This is a genomic window from Streptomyces kryoterrae (assembly GCF_054072135.1).
The window spans coordinates 4713809-4739814 of sequence record NZ_CM133358.1; the positions used below are offsets into that span (position 1 = coordinate 4713809).

The window sequence follows — 26006 nt, forward strand, 5'->3', positions numbered from 1 at the left end:
AGTCACTTAGGGCCGCTTTATCAGGAGCTGCCCGTGCGTTCCAAGGAGTTGCCGCCGCCGTGAGCAGCAGCCTTCGACGCGGCGCCCTCGCCGCATCCGCCCTCGCGTTCTCGGTCGCCACGCTCGCCGGGTGCGCAGCCGGAAACAACGCCCAGACGCTGGAGGTCAAGCCGGACAACGCGGCCACGACCGTCGGCGACATCAAGCTGCAGAACGTCGTCGTCATCACCCCGTCGGAGCTGGAGTCGACCGGCCCGGCCGCCGTCTCCGCGACGGTGTTCAACACCGGCGACACCGCCCAGACGCTGGAGTCGATCACCGTCCCCGGCACCGGCAAGACCGCCGAACTGAAGCCCGCCGAGGGCAAGGACCTGAGCATCCCGGCCGGCGGCTCGCTCGTGATCGGCGGCGAGAACAACGCCTCCGCCGTGCTGCCGAGCAGCCGCGAGGCGGTCCAGGACGGCAACGCGCAGAAGATCACCTTCGCGTTCAGCAAGACCGGTGACGTGAGCCTGCGCGCGTTCGTCGTCCCGGCCGAGGGCTTCTACGCCTCGTGGGGCCCGACCGAGGCACCGGCCGACACCGCCTCGCCCTCCGCCTCCACCTCGGGCGAGCCGGCGACGTCCGCTTCCCCGAGCCCGTCCGGGGAGACCGGGTCGCCTGCCGCCGACGCCTCCCCGAGCACCTCGGCGACGGCCGGTCAGTAGGAGCGTCGCCCGACGGCCGCCAGGCCGTCGCAACGCGCGTGTGTACGTCGAAGGGCGGGACCTCCTGGAGAGGTCCCGCCCTTCGACGTACACACGCGCGTGTGCGGGTCGGTTTACGGCTCGAACTTGTACCCCAGGCCGCGGACCGTCACCAGGTACCTGGGCGCGCCCGGGTCCGGCTCGATCTTGGCGCGCAGGCGCTTGACGTGGACGTCCAGGGTCTTGGTGTCGCCCACGTAGTCGGCGCCCCAGACCCGGTCGATGAGCTGCATACGGGTCAGTACGCGGCCGGCGTTGCGCAGCAGCATCTCCAGGAGGTCGAACTCCTTGAGCGGGAGGTCGATCTTGGCGCCGGAGACGGTGACCACGTGGCGGTCGACGTCCATCCGGACCGGGCCGGCCTCCAGCGCGGCCGGGCTGACCTCCTCGGGCTCGCCCCGGCGGCGCAGGACGGCGCGGATGCGGGCGACCAGTTCGCGGGAGGAGAAGGGCTTGGTGACGTAGTCGTCGGCCCCTATCTCCAGGCCGACGACCTTGTCGATCTCGCTGTCCTTGGCGGTGACCATGATCACCGGAACGTTCGACTTGACGCGGAGCTGACGGCAGACCTCCGTGCCGGGCAGGCCCGGCAGCATCAGGTCGAGCAGGACGAGGTCGGCGCCGTTGCGCTCGAACTCGTCGAGTCCGTCGGGGCCGGTGGCCGCGATGGCGACCTCGAAACCCTCTTTGCGGAGCATGTACGAAAGGGCGTCGGAGAAGGATTCCTCATCCTCGACGACGAGCACTCGGGTCACGGATGGACCTCCGGGGCGTGAAGCGGATCGTAAGGGGATGTACCGGTGGTCCGGTCGGCCACTTCGCCGGGGTCGGACGGTCCGTCCCCGGCTTCGGGGTCGGAGTCTGGGAGTGACTCGGGGCGGGAGTCATGGTCGTACAGGTGCGGTCGGTTCGCGCGGGCCCGGCGGCCGGTGGCCGCCTCCGGGAGCCGCAGGGTGAACGTGGAGCCCTGGCCCTCGGAGCTCCACACCGTGACCTCCCCGCCGTGCGAGGCGGCCACGTGCTTGACGATCGCCAGCCCGAGGCCCGTACCGCCGGTGGCGCGGGAGCGGGCCGGGTCGACGCGGTAGAAGCGCTCGAAGATGCGCTCCTTGTCCTTGTCGGAGATGCCTATGCCCTGGTCGGTCACGGCGACCTCGATGAGGTCCCCGCCCGGCGCGTTCACCCGGCGGGCCGCTATGCCGACGCGGGTGGTGGAGGGCGAGTAGTTGACGGCGTTCTCGACGAGGTTGCCGAGGGCGGCGGCGAGCTGGCCGCGGTTGCCCCAGACGCGCAGGTCGGCGGTTCCTCCGGCGGCCATGGTGATCTGTTTGGCGCCGGCCTGGTGGCGGCAGCGGTCGACGGCCTCGGCGACGAGTTCGTCGACGCGGACCGGCTCGGCGTCCTCCAGCGGGTCGTCGTTCTGCACCCGGGAGAGGTCGATGAGTTCCTGGACGAGGCTGGTCAGCCGGGTGGCCTCGATCTGCATACGGCCGGCGAAGCGTTCGACGGCCTCCGGGTCGTCCGAGGCGCCCATGACGGCCTCGGAGAGGAGGGAGAGGGCGCCGGTGGGGGTCTTGAGCTCGTGGCTGACGTTCGCGACGAAGTCACGCCGTACGGCCTCGATGCGCCGGGCCTCGGTGAGGTCCTCGACGAGGAGGAGCACGAGCCGGGAGCCCAGCGGGGCGACCCGGGCGGATACCGCGAGGGCCTCGCCGCGTCCGGTGCCGCGCCTGGGGAGGTCCAGCTCGACCTGCCGTATCTCGCCGTCGCGCCGGGTGTCGCGGGCCATGTGGAGCATCGGCTCCACCGAAAGCTTTCCGCCACGGACCAGTCCGAGGGCGTACGCCGCCGAGCTGGCCTTGACGACGGCGTCCGCCTCGTCGAGTACGACGGCCGAGGAGCGCAGCACGGACAGCACCGTGTCGACGCCGGGCGGCAGTACAGGGTCGGTGTGCAGGGAGGTTCGGGTGGGGCGTTTCTGGTCGCGCTCGCTCCAGCGGAACGCCAGCATGGCGATGACGCCGGTGAGCACCCCGGCGATCGCTGCCGCTGCGGCGACAGCCGCGTTCACGTCCATGCAGCCAGGTTAGGCATGGGACAGGTCCTGGCCACAGCCAACAGAGTGCGACCTCGAACACTCGTCGCCCAGAGTTCACCTTGGAGCCAGTATTGGTTCATTTGTCGGGGCGGAAAAGGACGCGTGCGGGGCCGAACGTGGGAGCGTGGGGGTCACGGGGCCCGCTGTTCGCCCCCGAACGGACGTCAAGAGAGGGACACCTGATGCGTGACGCGTACCACGAGGAACTTGACTCGATCGGCGATAGTCTGGTCGAGATGGCCCGACTTGTCGGGTCGGCGATCGGGCGTGCCACGACGGCGATACTGGACTCCGATCTGAAACTGGCCGAAAGTGTCATCGAGGCCGACGCCAGGGTCGACGAGCTCCAGCACGACCTGGAGGGCCGCGCCATAGCGCTGCTGGCCCGCCAGCAGCCGGTGGCCACCGACCTGCGGATCGTCGTCACGTCGCTGCGGATGAGCGCCGACCTGGAGCGCTCGGGCGACCTGGCCCAGCACGTCGCCAAGCTGGCCCGGCTGCGCTTCCCGGAGCGCGCGGTCCCGAGCGACCTGCACGCCACGATCCTGGAGATGGGCCAGCTCGCGCAGCGTCTGATGGCGAAGGCGGCCGAGGTCATCATCACGAAGGACGTCGACCTGGCGATGCAGCTGGAGACGGACGACGACGAGATGGACCTGCTGCACCGCACGCTCTTCCGGCACCTGATGGAGGACCGCTGGAAGCACGGCATCGAGACGGCGGTCGACGTCACGCTGCTGGGCCGCTACTACGAGCGCTTCGCGGACCACGCGGTGTCGGTCGCCAAGCGTGTGGTGTTCCTGGTGACGGGCGAGCACGCGAACGAGCTGCAGCAGGACGTGCAGCCGCCCACCGGGGCCGAGGGGGCGTAGGCCGACGGCCGGCTCCGCGGCGGGGCGCGCGGGGCCGGCCCTCGCGCCGCCGGGGTGTCCGCGAGCCTCTGTGCGCCGTTGATGCGCCCGGCGGGACGGGCATGCAATGAGGGGAAGGCACCCGTCTCCAGGATCCACGCTCCAGGAGGGCCCCATGGCCGAGACCCCCAGCACGCCCGACCCGACGCAGGCACGCGAGACGCAGCAGCCGGCCGAGATCAAGAACCTGCCCCTGTTCGGCGCCTGCGGCTGCGGCTCCGGCTGCGGCTGCGGCTGCCAGTCGGGCAACCCCTGTCAGTGCGGCTGACGGCGCGTCACTGAGGCCGCGAGGACCCTGTCTCCCGTTGTGGAGATGGGGTCCTTTTGTGTGGGGTTCGTGTGCGGCGGGGTCGTGCACCGGTGTCCGGGGCGGTGGCGGACGACCTCGGCGGTCGTTGAACGGGCATACTCTTCACAGCAGTTGACGCTCGGACGCTGTCCATGCACAGCAGGCACCCTGTTGCCATCTCGTTAACCAGCACTTCTTGACGTCACATGCTGCCGACGCGTTGGCTTCCGTATCTGTATCTGGGTTCGTCCTGCTGTTCCCCGCCTGGAAGGCACCTGCTGTGAACGCTCGTACCCCCCGTCGAACCGCCGTGCGCCGTACGGCCATCGCGGTGACGGCCGCCGCCTCGGCCTTCTCGCTCGCCGCGTGCGGTGTCATCGACAGCGCCAGTGGCAGCAGCGGCTCCGCGGCGCCCAAGAAGGGCGACGACATCACCGTGGGGCTCCTCATGCCCGACAAGAAGACGACGCGCTTCGAGAAGTTCGACTACCCGCTCTTCAAGAAGCAGGTCATCGCCCTCACCAACGGCAAGGGCAAGGTCCTCTACGCCAACGCCGAGGCCAGCACAACCAAGCAGAACCGGCAGCTCGAAGAGATGGTCACCGAAAAGGTGGACGTGATCGTGGTGACCGCGGTGGACGCCAAGGCCATCGCGCCGGCCATCGAGAAGGCCAAGGACGCGAACATACCCGTCATCGCGTACGACCGGCTCGCGCAGGGCCCGATCGACGCGTACGTCTCGCACGACAACGAACTCGTCGGCGAGGTGCAGGGCCGCTCGGTCGTCGAGGCGCTCGGTGACAAGGCCGCGGCCAGCAAGATCGTGATGATCAACGGCTCGCTCTCGGACCCGAACGCGGCGCTGTTCAAGGACGGCGCGATGACCGAGCTCCAGGGCAAGGTCCAGATCGCGGCCTCGTACAACACCAAGGACTGGCTGCCCGAGGTCGCCAAGGCCAACATGGAGGCGGCGATCAATGCCGTCGGGCTGAACAACATCGCCGCCGTCTACTCGGCGAACGACGGCATGGCCGGCGCGGTCGTCGACGCGCTGAAGGAGGCGGGCGCCTCTAAGATCCCGCCGGTGACCGGGCAGGACGCGGACCTGGCGGCGGTGCAGCGGATCGTCTCGGGCGAGCAGTACATGAGCGTCTACAAGTCGTTCATCCTGGAGGCCAACAACGCCGCGTCCATCGCGGTGGCCAGGGTCCAGGGCCGCGGGATCGAGTTCGACGCGCTGACCCGCGACAGCGTCGACAGCCCGACGACGAAGGGGATCCCGGCGCAGCTGGTACCGGTGGTGGCCCTGACCAGGGAGAACATCAAGGACACCGTGATCCAGGACGGTATCTACACCGTCCAGGAGATCTGCACCCCGGACTACGCGGCGGACTGCGCGACGATCGGCCTCACGTAGCCGACGGAGGCCGCCTGCGGGGTCGCTGGGTCGCCGGGACCGGGGTGCGGGCGGAGGATGGGGAACAGTCGAACCGTACGAAGCAGGAAGCGCGACCGGATCAGGGATAGGAGGTGCGACTCCATGCCCCAGTTCATGGACGTCCACCACGGCATGGAAGGCATCACCGCCGACCAGCTGAACCAGGCCCACCAGGCCGACCTGGACATCGAGAAGGACGAGGGAGTCCACTTCGAGAAGGCCTGGGCGGATCCCGCCTCCGGCACGGTCTACTGCCTCTCGGAGGCCCCCTCGGCGGACGCGGTCCAGCGCATCCACGAGCGCGCCGGGCACAAGGCCGACGAGATCCACCCGGTTCCGCTGACGGTCTGAGAACGCGGTCGGCAGGTACCAGGTAGCAGGCCGGTACGAGGAGGTCCCCTGCCCGCCGATGTCGCGGACAGGGGACGGGCACTACTTCACCGGGTCCGGGCTCACTTCACGTCGACGTAGTCGGTGTAGCTGGCCGCGGGCATGGTGAGGTTCGTGCCCCCGAAGGTGTAGCGGTACGCGCCGTCCGCGGTCGCCTGCACGGTGGCCGTGGCCCAGCCGTTCCGGTCGGTCTTGACCTTCTTCAGCGTCTTGAAGGGGCCGCTCGTGCCCTTGCGGTACTGGAGCAGCAGCTGGTGCCCGACGAGGGGGACGTTCTTGTTCGTCTCCCAGCTGGCGACGGTCATCTGGGCCTTGACCGTGAGGTTCTTGCCCTTGGTCACCGGCTCCGGGCCGGCGTCGGTCTGGGACATGTAGGTCGTGCGCTTGACGCGGGCGAAGGATGTGAGGTCGGTGAGGCCGTCCCCGCGGGTGACGTTGCCTTCGCCGTCGGTGGCCACGAAGCTCAGGTACCAGAGACCGGCGAGGGCGTTGCTGTGGAGGTTGACCTTCGGGTTGGCCGTCAGCAGGGCCTCGCACCAGGAGGTGATCTCGTTGGTCTTGTGGCAATGGGCGCCCGCGGTAATGACCGCGTCGGGCTTCTCCGCGTCGTCTCCGCGCCTCAGCTCGATCGACACGCTCTTGACGCCGGACGGGTCGCTGAGCGTCGCGGAGATCGGGATCAGTCTCTTCGTCGCGGCGTCGACGCCAACGGTGTAGTCCTGCCAGTCGTGGTTGACATCGATGTTCGAGAACGTCGTGGCCGAGTCGTCCTGGTCGGCCCCGGAGGCCGGGACGGCGAGGGCGGTGACGGCCAGAGCGACGCTGACGGCGGCGGCGGTAGCGGTGGCGACAGTGGCGCGCATGCGCATGGCGTGGTTTCCCCTGTTTGGTGAACTGGGTGGTGCCTTCGCTGCGTGAGACTGACGGGACGCCTGGGGGGTTGTGCACTTTCGCCGAACTGACATGCTCGGCAACGAAAATGCCCCCGATCCGCGCGGTGAGCGCGCGTCGGGGGCATGATCACGAAGGCTGTCGTGAAGGCTACTTCTTCTTGCCCTGGGTCTGGCGGGCCCGCTTTTTGGCCCTGGTCAGAGGGGTGCACACGCCAACTGACCTGCTGCTAAGCAGTTGTTGGTGGTCGTTGTCTGTCGTTACCGGTCGTCGTCGGAGGGCCCGGCACAGGGCCCGCCAGGGTCTCGTGGGAGGGCACCGGTTCCGCCGTCACACCGGCCCAACACTCATCACGGTGTGACGGCGCATCACACCCAAACCCCTAGGCAAACGCGGTGTGACGCGCCCTCACACCGGCCCGTCGCACCGCCTCACACCGGTCCGTCACACCTACCTGCGGGCCGCGTCACACCCCCGTAGGCGGGACCCGGAGCGTCCCAAGGAAGGGCAAGAGGGACCGCCCTCCGGGGCGGACGTCCTTCGGGCGCCCATTCCTGTCCGGCGTACGTTCGGCCGGCGACGTGCGGCCGGATGACTGGCCCCCACAAGCAAGAGGAGCACCCCGCTCGTGGGCGTGCTCCTCTTGCGTATGGCCCCGCCCTGACACCTCCTAATTCGTTGTAATTAGAGGTCCAGGATCTCTGATGGGCCTGGGGCGCGGCCCCTTCGACGAAGCGGTCGCGTTTCCCCCTCCTGCTGCAGCAGGGTGATCACTGAGACATCGGCCCATGACAGGCTGTCCCTTCTGAGCACGGAGGGGAAGCCATGGCAGAAGTCGGTGGATGGATCTGGGAGCGCAACCTGCGGTCGTTCCTGGAGTTGCTGTCGCACTACGTGGGCTACGGGTTCGATGCCACCGACTGGGAGACGGTGGCTCTGGCGGTCGAGGCGACCGACGACGAGCGGACCGACGGTTGGTACTCGTATCCCTTGGTCGGCGAGCATCGACAGGTCGAGGTTCGGCTTGCCCGCGCGGTCAGCGGCGACGAGCTCATGGTGGCCGTGAAGGGAAGCCTGACGCCCGAACTGGAAGTCCGGGCGGACACCTTGCTGGCCGCCTTTTCAGTCGGCTGACCAAGGTCAACTTGACCCGCTAGTGCTGTGACCGCATAGGTTCGCCGGGTCGGTGGTCGTGGCGGTTGGATATGCGGTGACATCCGACCCGATCGCTGGAGGCGCGGTGGCTGATCCTGTCCGTGTGCGGAGACTGACCGACCAGGAGGGGCAGAAGCTGCAGCAGATAGTGCGCCGGGGCAGCACCAGTTCGGTGCGTTACCGGCGGGCGATGATGCTGCTGGCCTCGGCCGGTGGGAACCGGGTGCCGGTGATCGCCCAGCTGGTGAAGGCCGACGAGGACACAGTCCGGGACGTGATCCACCGGTTCAACGAGATTGGCCTGGCCTGCCTGGACCCTCAGTGGGCGGGAGGCCGTCCCCGCCAACTCAGCGATGACGACGAGGATTTCGTCATCGCGACGGCCACCACCCGACCGGTCAAGCTCGGCCAGCCGTTCACCCGCTGGTCGCTGCGCAAGCTGGTCGCCTACCTGCGCACAGTGCACGGCCGGGTGATCTGCATCGGCCGCGAGGCGTTACGGTGCCTGCTCGCCCGCCGCGGCATCACCTTCCAGCGCACCAAGACGTGGAAGGAGTCCCCGGACCCCGAGCGCGACGCCAAGCTCGACCGCATCGAGGAAGTCCTGGACCGCTTCCCGGACCGGGTCTTTGCGTTCGACGAGTTCGGCCCGCTCGGGATTCGGCCCACCGCGGGCTCGGGCTGGGCCGGACAAGGGCGTCCCGACCGGCTGCCGGCCACTTACCACCGCACCCATGGAGTCCGGTACTTCCACGGCTGCTACTCGGTCGGCGACGACACGTTGTGGGGCATCAACCGCCGCAAGAAGGGCGCCGTGAACACGCTGGCCGCACTGAAGTCGATCCGCGCCGCCCGCCCGGACGGCGCCCCGATCTACGTGATCATGGACAACCTGTCCGCCCACAAGGGCACCGACATCCGACGCTGGGCGAAGAAGCACAAGGTCGAGCTGTGTTTCACGCCGACCTACGCCTCGTGGGCGAACCCGATCGAGGCCCACTTCGGACCGCTGAGACAGTTCACCATCGCCAACTCGAACTACCCCAACCACACCGTGCAGACCCGGGCCCTGCACGCCTACCTGCGCTGGCGCAACGCCAACGCCCGCCACCGCGACGTCCTGGCCGCCGAGCGCAAGGAACGCGCCCGTATCCGCAGCGAGAAGGGCATCCGCTGGGGCGGACGTGCCAGATCCCTGGCGGCGTGAAGGAACGACAGCCGCCACAGCCCAGTCGCACAGCACGAACTGCGAGGAGTTCCGCATGAACCATCAGGACGTCGACGCCGCCGTGGCAGAGATGCTGGGGATACTCAGCCCTCATACCGCCGCGGACTGGACGGTGCCGGCGGGGCCGCTCGAATGGACCTGCTGGCAAACAGCAGCGCATATCGGCCATGACCTGCTGGCCTACGCAGGACAGGTGGCAGCACAGCCCGCCGACGCCTACCTTCCCTTCGACCTGAACGTCCGCCCCACAGCCTCACCGGCTGAGGTGCTCCAGGCCGCCACCGCCTGCGGCAGGCTACTCAGCAGCGCGTTGGCCGCGGCCGACCCGACCTTGCGCGCCTGGCACTGGGGTCCGTGCGACCCCGAGGGGTTCGCAGCTATGGGTGTGGCCGAAACGCTGCTGCACACCCACGACATCACGCAGGGGCTGTCCGTGGACTGGCTACCACCAGCGCCGCTGAGCGCAGCCGTACTCAACCGGCTCTTCCCTGCCGCCCCGCCCGGAGACCCCACCCAGGTACTTCTCTGGTGCACCGGGCGCGGGGGCCTCGACGGCCTCCCTCGCCAAACCTCATGGCGGTGGGAAGCAGCACGATCGGACTGAGCGAGCTGGCCCCGGCGAACCTATCCGGTCACAGCACTAGTAGGACTCCGTTAGGTCTTTCTGTCGGTGGTGTTCAGCGGCATGGTGGGTGTGTGGACGCACATGAAGTGAACCGTGCTCGGGCGAAGTTGGCGTTGTTCGTGGCTGATGTGTTCTCCTCGGTGCCGCGCAAGGACCAGCGGGCCAAGGGCGACTGCTATCTGCGGGGACTGATGGTGGACGGGCGGCGCAAGTCCATCCAGGCCATGGCTGCGCGGCTGCCGGACGGCAACGAGCAGAACCTGCAGCAGTTCGTGAACCAGTCGCCGTGGGATCCGGTGCCGGTGCGGCGGCGGATCGCGGAACGGATGGTGCCGCTGATCGGCCCGGATGCCTGGGCCATCGACGACGTGTCGTTTCCCAAGGACGGGAGGATGTCGGTCGCCGTGGCTCACCAGTACTGCGGGGCCCTGGGCAAGCAGGCGAACTGTCAGGTGGCGGTCAGCGTGCACGCGGTCACCGATGCCGCCTCCGTCCCGCTTCAGTGGCGGCTGTTCCTGCCCAGGGAGTGGGACAGCGACGCCGAACGCCGGCTTCGCTGCCAGGTGCCCGATGAGGTCGGGCACCGGGAGAAGTGGCGCCTGGCCCTGGACACCCTCGACGAACTGGCCGGGTGGGGGCTGGTGCCGCCGGTGGTGGTGGCCGACGCCGGCTACGGGCAGAACGCCGACTTCCGCGACGGCCTGACCGGCCGGGGCATCGGATATGTCGTAGCGGTCCGTTCGGATGTGACCGTGCACCCGCACCATGCGCAGCCCGCCGCCCCGGCCTGGTCCGGGAACGGCCGCAAACCGCAGGCCCGTTACCGGGACAAGCCGTCCTCCGTGTCCGTTCTGGCCGTTGGTCACGGGCGACAGGCATTCACCGAGGTCACCTGGCGTGAAGGCTCCCGCGGGCCGATGCGCTCGCGCTTCCTGGCACTGCGGGTGCGGCCGGCCGGGGTCCGGGCCCGCCGCCTGGCCCGGGCCGCCGCGACCGCGCAGGAGGGCTTGTGGGACGGTGTCCTGCCCGAGGTCACGCTGCTGGCCGAGTGGCCCGAAGGCGCCGAAGCACCCACCGACTACTGGCTGTCGAACCTGCCCGCCGGCACCCCGCTGGCCGAACTGGTCCGCCTGGCCAAGATCCGCTGGCGCATCGAGCACGACTACCGGGAACTCAAGCACGGCCTCGGCCTGGACCACTTCGAGGGACGTTCCTGGGCGGGGTGGCATCACCACGTCACCCTGGTCACCGCCGCCCACGCCTTCCTCACCGAACAGCGCCTGGCCCCAAAAGCCGATACGGCGGACTCACCCTCTACCAGATCCTCGACACCATCCAGGACCTGCTGAACTGCTGGACCGGCACCTGCACCACCTGCCACCGCCCCCTGCCCAGAACCTCCGCCACCAGACCAAACCCAAGAGCCAAAGCAACCTAACGGAGTCCTACTAGCTGCATGAGGTGTCTTTACAGTCACGGGCTCCTGACCCAAACCCCTAGGCAAACGCGGCGTCACCCGCTCCTGACACCGGCCTGACACCGCGCCCTGACACCTCCTGGCACCCGGGCCCTGACACCCGCCGGACCGACGCCCCCGCACGCTCCGGTGGGTGGTGTGCTTGTCGCGCTGCTTGTCGCCTCCCCTGTCGTGCGGCTTGTCGCTTGTCTTGTCTTGTCTTGTCTTGTCGCCTTCCGGGCCACAAGCCGTTTCCGGTACTCCAGACCCCGGCAGGCGGCATAGGTGAAGTGAGGGTGACAACGGCAATCCAGGAGGGGGGTCCTGCCCGCCCCTCCTTGGAAGGCCTGATGACGGGCCTTTACCTGGGGGCGCCCCGAAGGTAAAGGCCGTCCTTGGGCCTCCAAGGGGAAGACGGGCGACGTGGGCGAGCACCGCCGGGCCGCCCCCCCGCCCTGGATGGCCCCCGAAGGCTCCCGACCAGCGGAACTACGCACCCACCGCCTGATCCCGGCGGTCGTTCGAAACGAACTGCACCCCACCGCCGCCCCTACTGGGGGCGACGGCGGCCGAGAGCGCGCGAGAGTTCGCCGACCGGCGCCAGGATGTGTCCGCCATCGCCCGCGCACCACCACACAACCTCGCGCTCTCGCTCCGAGCCGTGGACGCCGAGGTCATGTCGGGGGCACACCGGCCAGACCTGCCAGGTCCATTCGAGCAAGCTCTCCTGGATCATGATCGCCAGACTGGTCAATGCCATGGCAGGGTCGTCGCACATGTTCGGCAGGATGGGGCCGCCCCAGTTGAGCCGTTCGCCGTCGGCAAGGCAGACACCGGCTCCCACCGGGAAACAGTCCTCCAGGATCTCGATCTCCGGTTCGCCCTCGATCCCGCGCGTGGGCAGGTCACGGGCCACGATCCGCAGTGCGGCGCGCAACGTCTCCAAACGCTCTGGGGCGAGGTCGAAGCCGGGATCGAAGCCCGCGTCGTCCAGGATGCACCGGGCCAGAGCGGTCATCTCCGCCTGCGGTACCTCGGCCGGGTTCCGCTCGACGACCTCCAGGACGGCGTCGGTGTAATGGAACCAGTCGAGCAGTTCGCAGGCGAGGGCGACGACGTCCTGTGGGTCGAGGTTGCCCTCGCGCAGGCCGAGGTAGACCCTTCGCTTCAACTGTTCAGTATCCGCTTCGTACTCAGCCATGGCGTTGCTCACCGGCCCAGTATCCCGACGCGGCACGGTTCCCCGCAGCATGGTTTATTGGCGACGCCTGACGCACTCACCAGCGGAACTATGACCTCACTTGATCGCGGCCGTCACTCGAAAGGAACCGCACCCGGCAGCATTCAAGACCGTTGGTTCAAGACCGAGACCGACACCGACGGCAAGACCGCCCGCGTCAAGACCGCCCGTCACGGCACCGGACTGCCGTACCGCGCCCGGTACCTCGCGCCTGACGGCAAGCGAAAGGGCAAGTCCTTCGCCGATGGACAGAAGCGACTCGCCGAACAGTGGCTCAGCAACATCAGCGCAGACGTGGCCCGGGGCCAGTACATCGACCCGAACGCGGCCCGGACGTCCTTCCAGGAGTTCGCGGAAAAGTGGCTGTCGAGCCAGAGCGGCGACCCGAACACCCGGGCCTCGATGCAGTCTCAGCTCAAGCTGCACGCCTTCCCGCGCATCGGGGCCCGGCCGCTGGGCTCATTCCAGCCGAGCCATATCCGCGAGTTCGTGACGCAGCTCGAAGCGTCCGGCATGTCCGGCGCGTACGCCCGCGTCATCTTCTCCAACGTGCGCGCCGTCCTGAGCGCGGCCGTCGAAGACGGTTACCTTCCCCGGAACCCCTGCAACTCGCGCACGGTGGCGCTCCCGGAGATGGGCGCGCGTCGTGTGGTCCCCTGGACGTCGGAACGGGTCTTCGCCATGCGCGGCGCCCTGGTCGAACGGTTCCGTCCCATGGTGGACATGGGCGCCGGTTGTGGCCTGCGACAGGGGGAGATCCTCGGACTGTCCGTCGAAGAGCTTGACTTCGACAACGGCATTCTTCACGTCGTCCAACAGCTCAAGCTGAGCCTGAGTCAGCCCGTGTTCGCCCCACCGAAGGGCGGCAAGCTGCGTGACGTGCGGCTGCCCGAACCCGTGGCGGACGCGCTCAAGGAACACATCAAGCGGTTCCCACCCGTGGAGATCAAGCTCCCGTGGATGCGAGCGAACGGCCAGCCGGTGACCCGGCGGCTCATCTTCACCGGTCCCCTGGGTGGGCATGTCTGGCGTACGTCGCTGAATGAGGATCACTGGAAGCCCGCTCTCGCGAAGGCAGGCGTCATACCGAAAGCCAAGAGCCGGGAGCATGCCGCCGCGCGGGAGCACGGCATGCACGCGCTGAGGCACTTGCGTCCGTGCTCCTGGACGCCGGGGAGAGCATCAAGGCCCTCGCTGAGTACCTCGGGCACTCGGACCCTGGCCTGACTCTGAAGGTGTACGCGCACCTCATGCCGAGCAGCCGGGAGCGGGCCCGGAAGGCTCTCGGGCAGGTTCTCCGGCCGCAAGATCCCACAGGCTGAGGTTCCAGGGAGGTTCCACAGCATGAAAATGCCCCTGAGTCGCGCCGTATGCGCAGCTCAGGGGCATGATCGCTATTCCTACTTCTTCTTGCCTTGGTTCTTGACCGCCTCGATCGCCGCCGCTGCCGCGTCCGGGTCGAGGTAGGTGCCGCCCGGCTTCAGCGGCTTGAAGTCGGCGTCCAGTTCGTAGGCGAGGGGGATGCCCGTCGGGATGTTCAGGCCGGAGATCGCCTCGTCGGAGATGCCGTCCAGGTGCTTGACCAGGCCGCGGAGGCTGTTGCCGTGGGCCGCGACCAGGACCGTACGGCCGGTGAGGAGGTCGGGGACGATGCCGTCGTACCAGTACGGGAGCATGCGGTCGACGACGTCCTTCAGGCACTCCGTGCGGGGGCGCAGCTCCGGGGGGATCGTCGCGTAGCGCGGGTCGTCCGACTGGGAGAACTCGGTGCCGTCCTCGAGGGGCGGGGGCGGGGTGTCGTAGGAGCGGCGCCAGAGCATGAACTGCTCCTCGCCGAACTCGGCGAGCGTCTGGGCCTTGTCCTTGCCCTGGAGGGCGCCGTAGTGGCGCTCGTTCAGGCGCCAGCTGCGGTGGACGGGGATCCAGTGGCGGTCCGCGGACTCCAGGGCCAGCTGGGCCGTGCGGATCGCGCGCCTCTGGAGGGACGTGTGGAGCACGTCGGGGAGCAGACCGGCGTCCTTGAGCAGCTCACCGCCGCGGACCGCCTCCTTCTCGCCCTTGTCGGTGAGGTTGACGTCCACCCAGCCGGTGAACAGGTTCTTCGCGTTCCATTCGCTCTCGCCGTGGCGGAGGAGGATCAGCTTGTACGGTGCGTCGGCCATGCCCCCGAGCGTAATAGAACGTCCTGATCCGTTGCTCGGCCGCCCGGCAACCGGACGGTTGCCGGGATCTGTTAGTTGAGTGGCTTCCCCGCGGAACCCGCTCGTAAGGTGTCATCACCGTTCGAGCTGCTTACGTCCATGGGCGATACCTGTGCCACTCGCCGCCCTGAAACGCGCCGCCCCGAGAATCTGTCTCCGGGCTCCCGAGCCGGCCTGGACGCCGGAACCCTCGTACCGGTCGCCCCGGTGCACTCTCGGTCAGCATCCCCGCTGCCGGGACTTTGAGCCCCGCGACAGCGGTGTCCCCGGCGCGCACGTGCTCCTGCCACCACCTGACGCCGGCCCCTGCGAAGGAAGTCTGTCCATGAACTCCCTTCAGATCCTGCGGAGTTGACCGACTCCCCGAAGGCTGCGGCGCTCCGGAAGGACACCGACCTCCACCGGAGCGCCACAGCGGTGGAACACATTGCGGCACATGGCTTCGAGGGTGAAAGTGTCATCTCTGTGTACACTAGATTCATGTCAGCTACATATCCGATCGCTGAAGCCAGAGGCAAGCTCGGAGAACTCGCACGCCGGGCCGCCCAGCACGAGCACATCACCCTCACCGACCACGGTGTTCCGACCGCGGTCCTCATCTCCCCCGCGGAGCTCGAAGACCTGGAGGACGCGCTCGCGCTCGCCCGCCTTGAGCGTGACCGTGCCCTCGGACGTACAGAGACTCCCGTACCGCATGCCGAGGCACGGCGTGCGCTTCTCGAAGCCGCAGGAAGGGGGAGCGAGGCGTGACCTGGCAGGTCCAGTGGGAACCGGCAGCGCTCAACGAGGCCACTGGTTACCTCAAGGACGACCCGCAGGGGGTGGACGCACTCCTCCAGGCGACCGACCAACTCACGGAGAATCCCAGGCCTGCAGGGTCCCGGGCCTGGGGCACTCACCACCGCCGCCTTCACCACGGGCTTCCCTGGCGCATCCTCTACCGTTTCGACCAGGACGCGCGCACCCTCCACATCGAGCACGTCGGGCGAACCTGAACCTGATCGACCTTCGGCGCCTTTGGCTCACGGATGCATCCGCGCCCCCTTCACCACCTTGTCCACCGCGTTCTTCGGCCCGTACACCGCCATCCCCACCACATCCAACTCCCCGGCCCCCACGGCCCGTACAGCCGCGCGGTTGTCCCGGTCGTTGCCCGTGCCGAACAGGTCGGACGTGAAGACGGAGCACGGCAGGGACCGGGACACCGCCCGTCCGTGAGCCGCCTTCAGCGTCTCCTTCGCGGCCTCGAAGACGAGGACCGGCTGACGGAACATCGGGAGGTACGGGGTGCCGTCCGCGTCCTCGTACGGCTCGCCGATCACCTCGGGGACCGTCGTCCCCAGGCCGCTGACCAGGAACGCGGTCACGTTCAGGCGCTGCCAGGGTTCCAGGTCCTCGCGCAGGACCACGGCGATCTTCGTGTCGAAGCGAACGGGTTCGGGGGCGGGCGCGAGGGCAGAGGTGGGGGTGGTGTGCGGTGCGTTCATGCCTTGAGACTGCCGACCCGCGCACCCAGGCGTCTTGTACGTTCTTTGCGTGGCCGCCACATCCTCGGAGCAGCGAACCGTTTCCGCCTGGCGCCCGCGCGTCCCGGGTGTCCTTGAGGTGTTCCACGCCCACTTCGTCGAGTACGCCTACCCGATGCACGTACACGACACCTGGACGCTGCTCATCGTCGACGACGGCGCCGTACGGTACGACCTCGACCGGCACGAGCGGGGCACCCCGCACGACACCGTGACCCTGCTGCCGCCGCACGTGCCGCACAACGGGTCGCCCGCGACTCCGGACGGGTTCCGTAAACGGGTGCTCTATCTCGACTCCACCCATCTGGGCGACGAGTTGATCGGGGCCGCCGTCGACCGGCCCGATCTGCGCGACCCCCTGCTGCGGCTGCGCGTAGGGCAGTTGCACGGTGCGCTCGTGCGGGCCGGGGAGGAGTTCGAGGCCGCGAGCCGGCTGACGCTCGTCGCGGAGCGGCTGCGTACGCGGTTGCGGGCGACCGGCACAGCCAGTCCCGCGCGCGTAGATCCGCCGCTAGCCCGGCGGTTGCGCGAACTGCTCGACGAGCGGCTTGTCGACGGGATCGCGCTCGACGAGGCCGCGCGGCTCGTGCACGCCCATCCCGCGCATCTCGTACGGGCGTTCAGCGCGGCCTTCGGGATGCCGCCGCACCGGTATCTGACGGCGCGTCGTGTCGACCTGGCCCGGCGGCTGCTCCTCGACGGGCTGGCTCCCGGTGAGGTCGCCACGGCCGCCGGATTCTACGACCAGGCCCATCTCGCCCGTCACTTCAGGAAGTTGGTGGGCGTGCCACCCGGGCGCTATCGGCTCGGCCGGGGATTCAGTCCGTAGGGCGCTGGGTCAGGTGGGCGAACGCGTCCAGGTTGCGGGTCGACTCGCCCCGGGACACCCGCCAGGCGTACTCCTTGCGGATCGCGGACGCGAACCCCAGCTCCAGAAGGGTGTTGAAGCCGCCGTCGGCCGCTTCGAGGACCGAGCCGAGGAGGCGGTCGATCTCCTCCGGGGTGATCGCGGACAGGGGCAGCTTGGACGTCACGTACACGTCGCCCAGGCGGTCCACCGCGTAACTCACGCCGTACAGCTTGAGGTTGCGCTCCAGGAGCCAGCGGTGGACGCCCGCCTCGTTCTCGTCGGGGTGGCGGATCACGAACGCGTTCAGCGAGAGGGAGTGCTTGCCCACCAGGAACGAGACCGTCGTCGAGAGTTTGCGGGTGCCGGGGAGTTTCACCACGTAGTTGCCGGGCTTCGGGCTCTCCCAGTCCAGTTCGGCCTCGGTGAGGACCTGCTCGATGATCGACGCCGAATCAGCCATGCAGCGAGCGTACGCGACGCCTGTGGGCCTGCATCGCGGCCGTGTAGACGTCCCCCGTGGCGGCGGCCGAGGCGTCCCAGCCGAAGCGCTGCGCGTGCCGGGCCGCCGACGCGCCCATCCGGGCGGTGAGGGTCTCGTTGTCGGCGAAATCGCGCAGCACGCGCGCGTAGGCGGCCGGATCATGGCCCTGTACGAGGAATCCCGTACGTCCGTCGTCGACCGCCACCGGGAGGCCGCCCACCGCTGCCGCCAGCACCGGCGTGCCCGCCGCCTGGGCCTCGATGGCGACCAGGCCGAACGACTCGCTGTAGGACGGCATGACGAGGACGGAGGCCGCCCGGAACCAGTCCGCCAGCTGTTCCTGGCCCACGGGCGGGCGGAAGCGCACGACGTCGGCGATGCCCAGGCGGGCGGCGAGCTTCTGCAGGCCCTCCGGCTTGGCCAGGCCGCTGCCGCTGGGGCCGCCGACTATCGGGACGACGATGTTGGCGCGCAGCTCGGGGCGCTCGTCCAGGAGGACGGCGACCGCGCGGAGCAGCACGTCGGGGGCCTTCAGGGGCTGGATGCGGCCCGCGAAGAGGGGGATCAGGGCGTCCTGCGGGAGGCCCAGGCGGGCGCGGGCGGCGGCGCGGCCGTCGGCCGGGCAGAAACGGTCGAGGTTGACACCCGGGTGGACGACGGCGACCCGGCCGGGGTCGGCGTCGTAGTGCCGTACGAGTTCGCCGGCCTCTTCGGCGGTGTTGGCGATGAGACGGTCGGCGGCGGCCACGACCTGCATCTCGCCGATCACGCGGGCGACGGGCTCGGGGTTGTCGCCGGTGGCCAGGGCGGCGTTCTTGACCTTGGCCATGGTGTGCATGGCGTGCACCAGGGGGGTGCCCCAGCGCTGGGCGGCCAGCCAGCCGACGTGGCCGGAGAGCCAGTAGTGCGAGTGCACGAGGTCGTAGTGGCCGGGGCGGTGGCCGGCCCAGGCCTGCATGACGCCGTGCGTGAAGGCGCACAGCTGGGCCGGCAGGTCCTCCTTGGGGAGGCCTTCGTAGGGGCCCGCGTCGATGTGGCGCACGAGGACGCCGGGGGCCAGCTCGACGGACGGGGGGAGGGCGGCCGTGGTGGCCCGGGTGAAGATCTCGACCTCGATGTTGATCGCGGCGAGGCGCTGCGCGAGCTCGACGATGTAGACGTTCATACCGCCGGCGTCGCCCGTGCCGGGCTGGTGGAGCGGGGAGGTGTGCACGGACAGCATGGCCACCCGGCGGGGCCTGCGGCGGCGGCCCAGCAGGCCGATGTACTGGCTCACGTGGCGTTCCTCCTTCTCGGCCCGACCTTCGCGGCTCTTCGCGGTTTGGCTCTCGGCACAGCTCCGAAGGGTCAACGCCAGGAGGAGGCGGCCCATTTCCTCTTTGCCCAATCATTACCGTTTTCCGCTCAACCGTTCGATACGGCGCCGCCCCTTACCCTCGTACGCATGGCTGCTCCCCGCGCATCGAATCGCCCTCTGGGAACGGTGACGCGCGGGACGACCAACCCCAACCGGCTGCGCCGTATGGACCGCTGGATCGCGGCCACGCACGGCGCCGCCCTGCGCCACGTCCCCTCCCCCGTCGCGGTCGACCTCGGGTACGGGGCCGCGCCCTGGACCGCCGTCGAGCTGCTCGCCCGGCTGCGTACCGTGGCGCCACGCGCACGCGTGGTGGGCGTCGAGATCGAGCCCGCCCGGGTCGCGGCGGCGAAACCGTACGAGCGCGAGGGGCTCGCCTTCCGGCACGGCGGCTTCGAGGTCCCGGTGCCGGAGCGGCCGGCGCTGATCCGCGCGGCGAACGTGCTGCGGCAGTACGACGAGGCCGAGGTCGCCGGGGTCTGGGCGCGGCTGTGCGCCCGGCTCGCACCGGCCACGGAGGGCTTCGGGGGCGCCTTCGGAGGCGGGCTGCTCGTCGAGGGGACGTGCGACGAGATCGGGCGCCGGCATGTGTGGGTCGCCCTGGGGCCGGAGGGGCCGCGCACGGTCACCTTCGCGGCGCGGCTCGGTTCCCTGGACCGCCCCTCCGACCTCGCCGAGCGCCTCCCGAAGGCCCTCATCCACCGGAACGTCCCCGGTGAACCGGTGCACGCCTTCCTGCGCGACTTCGACCGCGCCTGGGCCGCCGCGGCGCCTTACGCCTCGTACGGGGCCCGCCAGCGCTGGATCCGGGCGGTACGGGACCTGACGGCCGACTGGCCGGTGACGGACGGGCCGGCGCGGTGGCGGCAGGGAGAAGTGACCGTGGCGTGGGGGGCCTTGGCGCCTCGGCGCTGATTTGCCCGGTGCCTCGAATTGCTCACGGTTCGAGGGCAACGATCTCCGTACGCCGTTCGTCACACATGCGGGGACAGGGAAAGAGCAGGCAACCTGCGGGATGTCTGTTGCTTTTTGCGGTGACATGGCACGATCCCCCGGGCGCCGTAAGTTACTGACGATTAATCAAATGGGCGAAAAGGTACGGGGGTACGGGGAATGGGAGTTGGCAAGCGGAGTCTGGTCGCGACAGCCGTGGGACTGGTCTGCGCGGTCACCGTCCTCGGCGGCGCGGGCGCCGCGTTCGCGAGCCCGGCACCGACCCCGACGGCCACCCCGACGCCCGCACCGACCCCGAGCGTGACGCTGCCGCCGAACAAGGACCTGGAAGCCGTACACAAGAGGCTGGAGAAGCTCTACCACGACGCGGCGGTCGCCACCGACGCCTACAACGCGGCGGAGGAGCAGACCGAGCGGCAGTCCGCCGAGCTGGTCGCGCTGGCCCGGGAGATCGTCAAGGGGCAGGAACGGCTGGCCGAGCTGAAGGACCGCGCGGGCGCCGCGGCGCGCGCCCAGTACCGCTCGGGAGGCCTGCCGCCGGCGGCGCGGCTGTGGCTCAGTGACGATCCGCAGGCGTGGCTGGAGGGGGTCAGCCGGATCCGGCAGGGCGAGAAGGCGACCACGGGCCTGCTCGCCGAACTGACGCGCACCCAGCAGGACCTGGAGCTGTACGCGCGGGACGCCTCGGCCCAGTGGAAGAAGCTGGAGACGAGCCGGAAGGCCAAAGCCGCCGCCCAGAAGCAGATCAAGCAGCAGATCGCGGCGGCCGAGAACCTGGAGTCCCAGCTTCAGAAGGAGGAGAAGGAACGCCTCGCGGAGCTGGAGCGCGAGGCCGCCGCCAGGGCGCAGACGTCCTGGCTCGACTCCGGCGTCCTTGACCACGTCGACGGCAGCGACACCGGCGCGACGGCACAGGGCGAGAAGGCCGTGCGGTTCGCGACGGCGCAGACGGGCAAGCCGTACGAGTGGGGCGCCGAGGGCCCCGGCACATACGACTGCTCGGGCCTGACCTCGGCGGCCTGGGCGGCGGCCGGGGTCCCCATCCCGCGCACCTCGCAGCAGCAGTGGGAGCAGCTTCCGCACGTCGACATCGAGGACATGCGCCCCGGCGACCTGATCGTCTACTTCGACGACGCGAGCCACATCGCGATGTACGTGGGCGACGGCAAGATGGTGCACGCCCCGCGGCCCGGGCGGACGGTGACGATCGCGGGGGCGGGGTCGATGAAGATACTCGGGGTGGTCCGACCGGGCACGTGAACCCGGAGGCCATCTCGGACAATTCACCACATACGGCAGCTTTCACGCCGTACGGAACATCCCGCACCGCCCGTGACCCGTCCCACGTGACCCACCGCACCCGCCGGCACCGCCCAACCCTCTGGTGGACGTGACATTCGTCATCCCCGGGCGAGCAACCCCGTGTCCAAGTGCGTTACGGAGCACGGCATATGACACCGGCGCCACCCGGTCGACGCGCCGCCAACCATTCCGCTGCGGGCCTGTCAACCGCTATGGTCCCGGTCGGTGGATCGAGACCCCTCGCCCATCGTGCCCTCGGGGGGAGGGAAGGAACCCACGACGATGCCCGTACCCGTACCGCGGCAGAGAGCGGTCCCGGCCCTGGAGAACGGTCAGGCGCCGGCCCGCGCCATGCCCGGAGCGACCTCCACAGGCACCCCCGGACCGGGCGGCCCCTCCGTCACCGCCCCCGGCACACATCTGACCCTCCTGCTGATCCAGGACGACCCCGGTGGCTCGCCCGTGGTGCCCGAGCTGCTCGACGCGACGGGCAAGCCGATCCGCGTCCGCACGGCACGCAACCTCACCGAGGCCGAGCGGCTGCTCACCGACGACGTCCACTGCATCCTGCTGGACCTCGCCCTGCCCGCGCCCCACCACACCGAGGACGGCAACGACGACGAGCTGGCGGTGCTGAAGCACGTACTGCGGCTCGCGCCCCGGCACGCCGTCCTCGCGCTCACCGCCTCCGGCGACGCCGAGCGCGGTGCGGAGGCGGTCCGCGTCGGCGCCCAGGACTACCTCTTCCGCGACGAGCTGGACGGCCGGCTGCTGAGCCGCGCGATCCGCTACGCCGTGGAGAGAAAACGCTCCGACCGAGCCGAACGCCGGCTCACCGAGTCCCGGCTGCGGGCCCAGGAGAACGCCCGCCTGGAACGCGGCCTGCTCCCCACCCCGCTCCTCGACGGCTCCTCGCTGCGCTTCGCCGCCCGCTACCGCCCCGGCCGCTCCCGCGCCCTGCTCGGCGGCGACTTCTACGACACGGTGCGTACGCCCGACGGCACGGTCCACGTGATGATCGGCGACGTGTGCGGGCACGGCCCCGACGAGGCGGCGCTCGGTGTGGAACTGCGCATCGCGTGGCGCGCGCTGACCCTGGCGGGCCTGTGCGGTGACGCGCTGCTGGGCACGCTGCAGCAGGTCCTCGAACACGAACGCGAGAGCGACGAGATCTTCGCGACGCTCTGCACGGTCGACATCTCGCCGGACGGCCGCAGCGCGGGCCTGTGCCTGGCCGGCCATCCGGCTCCGCTGCTGGTCCGCCCGGCGCCCGCGACCTCCGGGCTCGCCGACTCTCCGGCCATCGCGGAACTGCTGCCCTACGACAACAACGGCCCGGCGCTGGGACTGCTGCCGGGGGCCCGCTGGCCTCGTACGCAGGTGCGACTGGGGGCCGAGTGGACGCTGATGCTCTACACGGACGGTCTGATCGAGGGCCGTATCGGCACGGGCCGGGAACGGCTGGGCCAGGACGGCATGGTGGCGATGATCCGCCGCCAGCTGGCACAGGGCCTGCGCGGCGAGAACCTGCTGCGAGCGGCCGTGAGCGAGGTCCGCGAGCTGAACGGCGGCGAGCTGACGGACGACCTGGCGGTGCTGCTGCTGGACCGCCTGGCGTAGCCCGTTCGGTGCGGGCGAGCCGGTAGGACGGGTCGATGAGGCGGGGACGAGGTGGGCGCGGGGGCGGGGGCGGGGGCGGGTCCGTCGGTCAGCGACCGCCGTTGTAGGGCCCGTACGGCCCGTCGCTGCTGGAGCCGCCGCCTCTGCGGCTGCGTCCGCCGCCCGGGAGACCGCGCAGGGCCGGTCGTACGTCGACCATGTACACGATCGTCGCGACCAGGCCGATGATCGGCAGGAACGACAGGATCCCGAAGATCAGGCTCACCACGAAGGCGAGTCCGAGAACGACCAGCCAGAACGGCTTGGTCTTCTTGTCCGCCGCCCGATAGGCGTCCTCGCGGCGCACCGCGGCGTCGAAGAGCGCGAAGCCACTGAAAAGGGTAAAGGCCGTGCTCAACAGCCACATGAACCCGTTGAACCCCTGCATCAGCACTACGTCCACCACCAAGCTCGGTCAGTTCGTATGTGCGGTCACCGTACCCGCAACCGCAAACCCGCTACCCGCCGAACGGGTCGGACACTCCTGGAGTGCCCGACCCGTCCTCGTACCCGAAGTTTCACTCGTTCGGCTCTGCCTACTTGGTCGGCGGAGTCGTCTTCTTGGCGGCGGGCTTGCGGGCCGGGGCCTTCTTGGCGGCGGGCTTACCGGCCGGGGCAGACGCGATCTTGGCCTCGGCGGGAGTCGGGACAGGGGCCGCGGCCGGGGCGGGCACCTTCTCCTCGGTCGCCACCTTGACCTCGGCCGGCTCGGAGTTCGGCTCGACGGCGATGGCCAGTTCCTCGATCTCCTCGGCGGCCTCGCCACGCCAGGTCTTCACGGCCTGCTCGCCGTGCTCGGCGACCTTCTCGTACGTCTCGCGCGCCTTCACGGCGTACTCGGCGGCGACGCCGACACCGCGCAGGGCGAGGTCCGTGGCGCTCTCACCGAGCTTCTTCAGGTCGGCGTCGATGGTGGAGCCGAGCTTCTTGAAGTCGCCGTCCAGCGTGTTGATGAACTCGCCGACCTTGGTCTGGATGGTCTCCTGTGCCTCCTTGGCACGGCCGGCGGCCTTCTCCTGCGCCTCCTTGGCGCGAGCGGCGGCCTTCTCCTGAACCGCCTTCGGGTCGGTGCCGCGTACCGCCTCGATCCGGGCGGGCGCCTCGGCGCGCAGCTGCTCGACCAGACCGGGGACCTTCTTGGCCTGCTGAAGGGCGAGGTCGGCGGTGCCGGCGGCGAAGTAGAACGGCGTGGGGTCGCTGAAGGTCTTGCGGAGGTCGTCGGTGATGGCCATGGTGATGGTCCTCCCGGGTTGCTTCGAACTGAGGGTTTGGGGGTTCCGTGAACGTCGGGCCGGTCTCGTCCGGTGTGACCGGAGCGTCTGGTGCGTCAACTGGCCGTCTGCTGCGGGTCGGCATCACTGCCGGTGCCTATGTCTGTAGCTGTATCTGTAGCTGTATCTGTAGCTGTGCCTGTGTCCGTGCCTGTGTCCGTGCCTCTGCCCGTATCGCTGCCCGTATCGCTGTGGGCGCCGCCCGGAACGTCCGGCACAGGGACGTCCGTAGAGGCGGAAGCGCTGCCGGGATCGGCGAACTCGGCTATCTCGAACCCGTTCTCCTTGCGGAAGGACTCGTAGATCTGCAGCAGCACCTGCTTCTGCCGTTCACTGAGCGTGGGATCGGCGAGGATGGCGGCACGCGTCTCCACCTCGTCCCGGTCCCGCTCGGCATCGAGGATCCCGGCCCGCACGTACAGCGTCTCGGCGGAGATCCGCAGCGCCTTGGCGACCTGCTGCAACACCTCCGCGCTCGGCTTGCGCAGCCCGCGCTCGATCTGGCTCAGATACGGATTGGACACCCCGGCGGCATCGGCGAGCTGCCTGAGGGACAGCTGCGCGGTGCGCCGCTGGTCGCGCAGGTACTCACCAAGATTGCCGACGTTGAGTGTTGCCATGCGTCCACCTTGCCGCACTCTTGCTAACTATTGCAAGCGCCTGCTTGCAAAAGTGCGCTACGCCACTGCCGTACTCCCGGTGCTCAACCGACCGCAGGTGTCCGTTCTCGGTAGGTGTGGCGAGCTGTTGGTGCTGGGGCTCGCGCGCCTGGCGGTCAGGATGGTTGGACCTGGTCGAAGAGGGCGAGGGCTTCGGTGGGGTCCGGGCTCACCAGGCGTTCCAGACCGGCCGTCGTGATCTTCGCCCAGGTGCCGGCCCGTGCCCACATCCGTTCCTCGAAGGCGCGGACCGCGTCGTCCAGGTCTCCGGGGCCGGTGGCGATGGACTCGGCGAGTTCGGCGCCGTCCAGCATCGCGAGGTTCGCGCCCGCCCCCAACGGGGGCATCAGATGGGCGGCGTCACCCAGGAGCGTCACCCCGGAGACGTGGGTCCAGGTGTGGGTCACGGGCAGGACGTGGAGGGGGCGGTGGACGAAAGCGGTGCCGTGGCGGAGGAGGTCGAGGACGGGAGCGGCCCAGCCGTCGAACAGAGCCAGCAGGCTCGATCGCACGGCCTCGGCGTCGGCCAGGTCCAGGTTCGTGTGCCAGTCCAGCGGCGCGCGGAATTTGGTGTACACCTTCACGTGGCCGCCGCTGTTGCGCTGGGCGACAAGGCTTCGGTTCACGCCGTACACAGCCACGGAGCCGTCGCCGATCAACCGGGCGAGGTCGGGGTGGCGCGTGTCGACGTCGTCGAGGGAGGTCTCGACCGAGGTGACGCCGGTGTAGTGCGGCGTCGCCGGTGAGACCGCCGGGCGGGTCCGGGACCAGGCGCCGTCCGCGCCGACCACGAGGTCGAACGTCTCCTGACGCCCGTCCGCGAAATGGACCAGGACGCCGTCCCGGGTGCCCGGCACCACCTGCGTCACACCCCGGCCCCACTGGACGTCGAGAGGGCCGATCAGCAGGTCACGCAGTTGCCTGCGGTCGATCTCGGGATTGGCCAGGTCATCTGGACCGGGTCGCCAGTCACGCAGGACGGTCCCTGCCGTGTCCAGGATGCGCATGGCCTGCCCCTCGGGACGCGAGAGCGCCTGGAATTCCGCCAGCAGCCCCGCCTTGTCCAGCGCGAGCTGGCCCAGCCCTTTGTGCAGGTCCAGCGTGCCGCCCGGGGGGCGGGCGTCCGGGGCGGGATCGCGTTCCAGGACGGCGACGGGGTAACCATGGCGGTGCAGGACACGGGCGAAGGTAAGTCCGGCCGGGCCACTGCCGACCACGGCGATGCGATGTCTCATGTCGATACACTGTATTTTCTCAGTACGATGTATAGCAACAGTAC

General features: G+C 69.5%; 27 protein-coding genes and 1 pseudogene. 16 read left to right on the top strand and 12 right to left on the bottom strand.

Annotated features, from left to right (window positions below; translation table 11 throughout):
• Nucleotides 1-59 precede the first annotated feature (59 nt).
• Nucleotides 60-707: a copper chaperone PCu(A)C domain-containing protein gene (locus ACW4TU_RS20280; RefSeq protein ID WP_457429457.1), complete on the top strand. Its 648-nt coding sequence runs from the start codon at nucleotides 60-62 to the stop codon at nucleotides 705-707.
• Nucleotides 708-820: 113 nt separating this feature from the next.
• On the opposite strand, the gene phoP is transcribed toward ACW4TU_RS20280, so the two are convergent.
• Together phoP and phoR are read right to left on the bottom strand one after the other, a co-directional pair.
• Entirely contained in the window at nucleotides 821-1492 is a 672-nt protein-coding gene (gene phoP / locus ACW4TU_RS20285; protein ID WP_473965363.1) for a two-component system response regulator PhoP, read from the bottom strand.
• Between the two features lie 5 nt (nucleotides 1493-1497).
• The gene (phoR, locus tag ACW4TU_RS20290; protein ID WP_457429459.1) at nucleotides 1498-2823 is read right to left on the bottom strand and encodes a two-component system sensor histidine kinase PhoR; all 1326 of its coding nucleotides are present in this window, start codon (nucleotides 2821-2823) and stop codon (nucleotides 1498-1500) included.
• Nucleotides 2824-3026: 203 nt separating this feature from the next.
• Between phoR and phoU the strand changes: the two genes are divergently transcribed.
• The 4 genes from phoU to ACW4TU_RS20310 all read left to right on the top strand — a co-directional run bounded on the left by phoU (nucleotide 3027) and on the right by ACW4TU_RS20310 (nucleotide 5833).
• Nucleotides 3027-3716: a phosphate signaling complex protein PhoU gene (gene phoU, locus ACW4TU_RS20295; RefSeq protein ID WP_457429461.1), complete on the top strand. Its 690-nt coding sequence runs from the start codon at nucleotides 3027-3029 to the stop codon at nucleotides 3714-3716.
• A gap of 154 nt (nucleotides 3717-3870) precedes the next feature.
• Entirely contained in the window at nucleotides 3871-4023 is a 153-nt protein-coding gene (locus ACW4TU_RS20300; RefSeq protein ID WP_189145191.1) for a hypothetical protein, read from the top strand.
• Nucleotides 4024-4324: 301 nt separating this feature from the next.
• The gene (locus ACW4TU_RS20305) at nucleotides 4325-5461 is read left to right on the top strand and encodes a sugar ABC transporter substrate-binding protein (protein WP_457429463.1); all 1137 of its coding nucleotides are present in this window, start codon (nucleotides 4325-4327) and stop codon (nucleotides 5459-5461) included.
• 123 nt (nucleotides 5462-5584) lie between these two features.
• Nucleotides 5585-5833 carry an SCO4226 family nickel-binding protein gene (locus ACW4TU_RS20310; protein WP_457429465.1) on the top strand — a complete coding sequence of 83 codons (249 nt, stop codon included), beginning with the start codon at nucleotides 5585-5587 and terminating at the stop codon, nucleotides 5831-5833.
• Between the two features lie 101 nt (nucleotides 5834-5934).
• Here ACW4TU_RS20310 and ACW4TU_RS20315 read toward each other — a convergent pair whose 3' ends face one another.
• Complete coding sequence (locus ACW4TU_RS20315; RefSeq protein WP_457429467.1) at nucleotides 5935-6735, bottom strand: hypothetical protein; 801 nt, start codon at nucleotides 6733-6735, stop codon at nucleotides 5935-5937.
• An 853-nt stretch (nucleotides 6736-7588) separates the two neighbouring features.
• On the opposite strand from ACW4TU_RS20315, the gene ACW4TU_RS20320 reads away from it, so the two are divergent.
• From ACW4TU_RS20320 to ACW4TU_RS20335, 4 genes are all read left to right on the top strand, one after another.
• Entirely contained in the window at nucleotides 7589-7897 is a 309-nt protein-coding gene (locus ACW4TU_RS20320) for a hypothetical protein (protein ID WP_457429469.1), read from the top strand.
• Between the two features lie 106 nt (nucleotides 7898-8003).
• Nucleotides 8004-9125 (top strand): IS630 family transposase, encoded by a 1122-nt coding sequence (locus tag ACW4TU_RS20325; protein WP_457429471.1) that lies wholly within the window; start codon nucleotides 8004-8006, stop codon nucleotides 9123-9125.
• 55 nt (nucleotides 9126-9180) lie between these two features.
• Nucleotides 9181-9750 (top strand): maleylpyruvate isomerase N-terminal domain-containing protein, encoded by a 570-nt coding sequence (locus ACW4TU_RS20330; protein WP_457429472.1) that lies wholly within the window; start codon nucleotides 9181-9183, stop codon nucleotides 9748-9750.
• Between the two features lie 92 nt (nucleotides 9751-9842).
• Nucleotides 9843-11120 (top strand): IS701 family transposase, encoded by a 1278-nt coding sequence (locus tag ACW4TU_RS20335; protein WP_457422148.1) that lies wholly within the window; start codon nucleotides 9843-9845, stop codon nucleotides 11118-11120.
• Nucleotides 11121-11777: 657 nt separating this feature from the next.
• Here the strand turns inward: ACW4TU_RS20335 and ACW4TU_RS20340 are convergent.
• A complete protein-coding gene (locus ACW4TU_RS20340) occupies nucleotides 11778-12398 on the bottom strand; it encodes a hypothetical protein (RefSeq protein ID WP_457429474.1) in 621 nt (206 codons plus the stop codon).
• 120 nt (nucleotides 12399-12518) lie between these two features.
• Here ACW4TU_RS20340 and ACW4TU_RS20345 point away from each other — a divergent pair.
• Nucleotides 12519-13789, top strand: a pseudogene (locus ACW4TU_RS20345) (tyrosine-type recombinase/integrase).
• Between the two features lie 78 nt (nucleotides 13790-13867).
• Here ACW4TU_RS20345 and ACW4TU_RS20350 read toward each other — a convergent pair.
• Complete coding sequence (locus tag ACW4TU_RS20350) at nucleotides 13868-14629, bottom strand: phosphoglyceromutase (protein ID WP_457429476.1); 762 nt, start codon at nucleotides 14627-14629, stop codon at nucleotides 13868-13870.
• Nucleotides 14630-15148: 519 nt separating this feature from the next.
• Between ACW4TU_RS20350 and ACW4TU_RS20355 the strand changes: the two genes are divergently transcribed.
• Together ACW4TU_RS20355 and ACW4TU_RS20360 are read left to right on the top strand one after the other, a co-directional pair.
• Nucleotides 15149-15418, top strand: a complete 270-nt coding sequence (locus tag ACW4TU_RS20355) for a type II toxin-antitoxin system prevent-host-death family antitoxin (protein WP_164324180.1) — start codon at nucleotides 15149-15151, stop codon at nucleotides 15416-15418.
• Nucleotides 15415-15663: a type II toxin-antitoxin system RelE/ParE family toxin gene (locus tag ACW4TU_RS20360; protein ID WP_457429478.1), complete on the top strand. Its 249-nt coding sequence runs from the start codon at nucleotides 15415-15417 to the stop codon at nucleotides 15661-15663. Before ACW4TU_RS20355 ends, ACW4TU_RS20360 begins: the two co-directional genes overlap by 4 nt.
• 27 nt (nucleotides 15664-15690) lie before the next feature.
• On the opposite strand, the gene ACW4TU_RS20365 is transcribed toward ACW4TU_RS20360, so the two are convergent.
• Entirely contained in the window at nucleotides 15691-16155 is a 465-nt protein-coding gene (locus ACW4TU_RS20365; RefSeq protein WP_457429480.1) for a DUF2000 family protein, read from the bottom strand.
• Nucleotides 16156-16204: 49 nt separating this feature from the next.
• On the opposite strand from ACW4TU_RS20365, the gene ACW4TU_RS20370 reads away from it, so the two are divergent.
• Nucleotides 16205-17023, top strand: coding sequence for a helix-turn-helix transcriptional regulator (locus ACW4TU_RS20370; RefSeq protein ID WP_457429482.1), 819 nt, complete (start codon nucleotides 16205-16207; stop codon nucleotides 17021-17023).
• Here ACW4TU_RS20370 and ACW4TU_RS20375 read toward each other — a convergent pair.
• Both ACW4TU_RS20375 and mshA read right to left on the bottom strand, forming a co-directional pair.
• Nucleotides 17013-17504, bottom strand: coding sequence for a type III secretion system chaperone family protein (locus tag ACW4TU_RS20375; RefSeq protein WP_457429484.1), 492 nt, complete (start codon nucleotides 17502-17504; stop codon nucleotides 17013-17015). The genes ACW4TU_RS20370 and ACW4TU_RS20375 overlap by 11 nt on opposite strands.
• Nucleotides 17497-18801 carry a D-inositol-3-phosphate glycosyltransferase gene (mshA, locus tag ACW4TU_RS20380; RefSeq protein WP_457429485.1) on the bottom strand — a complete coding sequence of 435 codons (1305 nt, stop codon included), beginning with the start codon at nucleotides 18799-18801 and terminating at the stop codon, nucleotides 17497-17499. The genes ACW4TU_RS20375 and mshA overlap by 8 nt, the downstream gene beginning before the upstream one ends.
• A 168-nt stretch (nucleotides 18802-18969) precedes the next feature.
• Between mshA and ACW4TU_RS20385 the strand changes: the two genes are divergently transcribed.
• The 3 genes from ACW4TU_RS20385 to ACW4TU_RS20395 all read left to right on the top strand — a co-directional run bounded on the left by ACW4TU_RS20385 (nucleotide 18970) and on the right by ACW4TU_RS20395 (nucleotide 22758).
• Entirely contained in the window at nucleotides 18970-19797 is an 828-nt protein-coding gene (locus ACW4TU_RS20385) for a class I SAM-dependent methyltransferase (protein WP_457429486.1), read from the top strand.
• 198 nt (nucleotides 19798-19995) lie between these two features.
• The gene (locus tag ACW4TU_RS20390; protein WP_457429488.1) at nucleotides 19996-21096 is read left to right on the top strand and encodes a C40 family peptidase; all 1101 of its coding nucleotides are present in this window, start codon (nucleotides 19996-19998) and stop codon (nucleotides 21094-21096) included.
• Nucleotides 21097-21420: 324 nt separating this feature from the next.
• The gene (locus tag ACW4TU_RS20395; RefSeq protein WP_457429490.1) at nucleotides 21421-22758 is read left to right on the top strand and encodes a PP2C family protein-serine/threonine phosphatase; all 1338 of its coding nucleotides are present in this window, start codon (nucleotides 21421-21423) and stop codon (nucleotides 22756-22758) included.
• Nucleotides 22759-22846: 88 nt separating this feature from the next.
• Here ACW4TU_RS20395 and ACW4TU_RS20400 read toward each other — a convergent pair whose 3' ends face one another.
• The 4 genes from ACW4TU_RS20400 to ACW4TU_RS20415 form a co-directional block, all read right to left on the bottom strand.
• Nucleotides 22847-23185, bottom strand: a complete 339-nt coding sequence (locus tag ACW4TU_RS20400) for a DUF2516 family protein (RefSeq protein ID WP_457430214.1) — start codon at nucleotides 23183-23185, stop codon at nucleotides 22847-22849.
• A gap of 148 nt (nucleotides 23186-23333) precedes the next feature.
• Nucleotides 23334-24029 (bottom strand): hypothetical protein, encoded by a 696-nt coding sequence (locus ACW4TU_RS20405; protein WP_457429492.1) that lies wholly within the window; start codon nucleotides 24027-24029, stop codon nucleotides 23334-23336.
• A 95-nt stretch (nucleotides 24030-24124) separates the two neighbouring features.
• A complete protein-coding gene (locus ACW4TU_RS20410) occupies nucleotides 24125-24688 on the bottom strand; it encodes a helix-turn-helix domain-containing protein (RefSeq protein ID WP_457429494.1) in 564 nt (187 codons plus the stop codon).
• Between the two features lie 155 nt (nucleotides 24689-24843).
• Nucleotides 24844-25962: an FAD-dependent oxidoreductase gene (locus ACW4TU_RS20415; RefSeq protein WP_457429496.1), complete on the bottom strand. Its 1119-nt coding sequence runs from the start codon at nucleotides 25960-25962 to the stop codon at nucleotides 24844-24846.
• Nucleotides 25963-26006 lie beyond the last annotated feature (44 nt).